This window comes from Allobosea sp. CRIB-10, from assembly GCF_900112185.1.
Lineage (GTDB): Bacteria > Pseudomonadota > Alphaproteobacteria > Rhizobiales > Beijerinckiaceae > Allobosea.
Genome location: NZ_FOKP01000063.1, coordinates 1 through 3245, shown reverse-complemented (window position 1 = coordinate 3245; position 3245 = coordinate 1). Strand labels below are relative to the sequence as shown.

Below are 3245 nucleotides of genomic sequence, written 5' to 3'. Positions count from 1 at the left end.
GTGACGACGGCATAGCGCGCCTTGCGTCGGCGGCCTTCCAGCAAGGCATGGCCGACGAGCCGCGCCCCGCTCATGCCGAAGGGATGGCCGATCGCGATCGCGCCGCCATTGACGTTGACCTTGTTGGGGTCGATGCCGAGCCTGTCGCGGCAATAGAGCGACTGCGAGGCGAAGGCCTCGTTCAGCTCCCACAGATCGATGTCGGCGACGGTGAGGCCGTTGCGCTCCAGCAGGCGCGGCACGGCGAAGACCGGGCCGATGCCCATCTCGTCGGGCTCGCAGCCGGCCGAGGCGAAGCCGCGGAAGATGCCGAGCGGCGTAAGGCCGCGCCGCTTGGCCTCCTCGGCCGACATCACCACGCTGGCCGAGGCGCCGTCGGAGAGCTGGCTGGCATTGCCGGCGGTGACGAACTTGTCCTCGCCGCGCACGGGTTTCAGCTTGGCGAGGCCCTCCAGCGTCGTCTCGGGCCGGTTGCCCTCATCCTTGCTGAGCGTGACCTCGTCCTGCCGGACCTCGCCGGTCGCCTTGTCGGTGACGGCCATCACCGCGCTCATCGGCACGATCTCGTCGTCGAACAAGCGGCGCTGCTGGGCGGCGGCAGTGCGGCGCTGGCTCTCGACCGAGAACGCGTCCTGGGCCTCGCGCGTGATGCCGTAGCGCTCGGCGACGATGTCGGCGGTCTCGATCATCGAGGTGTAGATCGTCGGCTTGTTGGCTTTCAGCCAGTCGTTCTCGGTCAGGTCGCGCCGTACCACCGGCGCCACCAGCGAGATCGATTCGACCCCGCCGCCGATCGCGACCGGCACCCCGTCCAGCATCACCCGCCGCGCCGCATGCGCGATCGCCTCCAGCCCCGAGGCGCAAAAGCGGCTGACGGTGACGCCGGCCGACTGCACGGGTATGCCGGCGACGAGCGCGCCATGGCGGGCGACATTGCCGCCGGTCGCGGCCTCCGGATAGCCGCAGCCCAGCACAACCTCCTCGACCGCTTCCGGCTCGAGCCTCGCCCGTGCCATGGCGTGCCTGATCGCATGGGCGGCCATGTCGGCGCCGCGGACCTGGTTGAAGGCGCCGCGATGGGCCTTGCCGATCGGCGTGCGGGCAGTCGAGACGATGACGGCTTCGGTCATGGCGTTTCACATCCTGTCAGGCAGTGCGGCCGCAGCGGCCATTCGAACTTGGGTGGCTGGTTGGAATGGTCGTTCTCAGGCGGCCGTTGTCGCGGAAAAGCCTTTGCCCTCGGCAGCGAGCTTGCGCAGCAGCGGCGCCGGTTCGAGCGAGGCGTCGCCGCTCTCGGCCGCCTGCTGCTCCAGCCGCTCGACGATCGTGCCGAGCCCGACGCTTTCAGCCCAGTGCATCGGCCCGCCGCGCCAGGCCGGCCAGTTGTAGCCGTTGAGCCAGACCGTATCGATGTCGCCGGCCCGCGTGGCGATGCCCTCGTCGAGGATGCGTGCGCCCTCGTTGACCATCGGGTCGAGCAGCCGCGCCAGGATTTCCTCGGCCGTGAAGCTGCGCCGCGTCGCGCCCTTGCTGGCCGAGACCGCGGCGATCAGCGCCTCGACCTCCGGATCGCGCTCGCCGGCGCGGGCGCCTTCCGGATAGCGGTAATAGCCGCGCCCGCTCTTCTGGCCGAACCAGCCGCGCTCGCAGATCGCATCGGCCACTGCCGCGCTCTTGCCGCGTGCCTTGCGGCTGCGCCAGCCGATGTCGTTGCCGGCGAGATCGGACATGGCGAAGGGCCCCATCTTGAAGCCGAAGCCGGTCAGCGCCGCATCGACCTCATGCGGGAGCGCACCGGCGACGAGCAGGCGCTCGGCGGCGCGGGTGCGCGCCTCCAGCATGCGGTTGCCGACGAAACCGAAGCAGTTGCCGACCACGACCGGCACCTTGCCGAGCTTGCGCCCGAGGCCGATCGCGGTTGCGACCACATCGTTGGCGACGCCGGCGGGCCGGACGATCTCCAGCAGCTTCATCACATTGGCCGGGCTGAAGAAGTGCAGGCCGAGCACCTCGGCCGGCCGGCTCGTCACCGCGGCGATCGCGGCGAGGTCGAGATAGGAGGTGTTGCTGGCGAGGATCGCGCCGGGCTTGGCGATCGTGTCGAGCGCGCCAAAAATCTCGCGCTTGACGCCCATCTCCTCGAAGGCCGCCTCGATCACGATGTCGGCCTCGGCGGCGGCCGCCAGTCCGACCGCCGGCGTGATCAGCGCCATGCGCTGCTCGCGCACCGCCTCGGTCATCGAGCCGCGCTTGACCGAGAAGCCATAGATGTCGCGCACCCGGGCATGGCCCCTGTCGATCTGCTCCTGCGTGGTCTCGATCAGCGTCACCGGGATGCCGGCATTGGCGAAGCACATCGCGATGCCGCCGCCCATGGTACCGGCGCCGATCACGGCGGCGCGCGCGATCGGGCGCGGTTTCACGCTCTCGTCGATGCCGGGGACCTTCGCCGCCTCGCGCTCGGCGAAGAAGACATAGCGCAGCGCCTTGGAGCGCTCGTCGCCGAGCAGCTTCACGAACAGCGCCCGCTCGGTCGCGAGCCCGTCCGCCAGCGGCAGCGTCAGCGCCGCGCGCACCGCTTCGACCAGCGCCGCGACATTCGGCATCTCGCCGGATTTCGCCAGCGCATCCTTGGCCAGCGCCTCGAAGACCTCGCGCTCGGCGGCCGTCAGCCTGTCGGTCCGCGCGCTCGTCTTCACCGGCGCGCCCTTGCCTGCCAGCTCCTGCGCCAGCGCGACCGCGGCGCCGACGGCATCGGCCTCGACCAACCTGTCGACCAGCCCGAGCGCCAGCGCCTTCTGCGCCGGGATCGGCTCGCCCGACAGCATCAGCGGGAAGGCGGCGGTAGCACCGATCAGGCGCGGCAGGCGCTGCGTGCCGCCGGCGCCCGGAATCAGGCCGAGCTTGATCTCCGGCAGGCCGAGCCTGGCAGCCGGGCTGGCGACGCGGCCATGGCAGGCGAGGCCGACCTCGAGCCCGCCGCCCAGCGCCACGCCCTCGATCGCCGCGACCACTGGCTTCGGCGCATTCTCGATCGCGGCCAGCAGATCGGGCAGGATCGGCGGCACCGGCGGCTTGCCGAACTCGCTGATGTCGGCGCCGGCGATGAAGGCGCGGCCCTTGGCGGCGATCACCAGCGCAACCACCTCGCCGTCGGCCATCGCCCGCGTCAGCGCCTGCAACAGGTCGGAACGCAACGCCGCCGCCAATGCGTTCACCGGCGGATGGTCGAGGCTCGCGACGGC

The 3245-nt window shown here is 71.1% G+C and carries 2 protein-coding genes; both read right to left on the bottom strand.

What is annotated here, in order from left to right; genetic code table 11:
* On the bottom strand, positions 1-1130 hold a 1130-nt coding region (locus BMZ69_RS30865), incomplete at its 3' end, for an acetyl-CoA C-acyltransferase (RefSeq protein WP_092163840.1).
* Between the two features lie 75 nt (positions 1131-1205).
* Positions 1206-3245, bottom strand: a 2040-nt coding sequence (locus BMZ69_RS30860) for a 3-hydroxyacyl-CoA dehydrogenase NAD-binding domain-containing protein (protein WP_092163839.1), incomplete at its 5' end; no start/stop codon positions are given.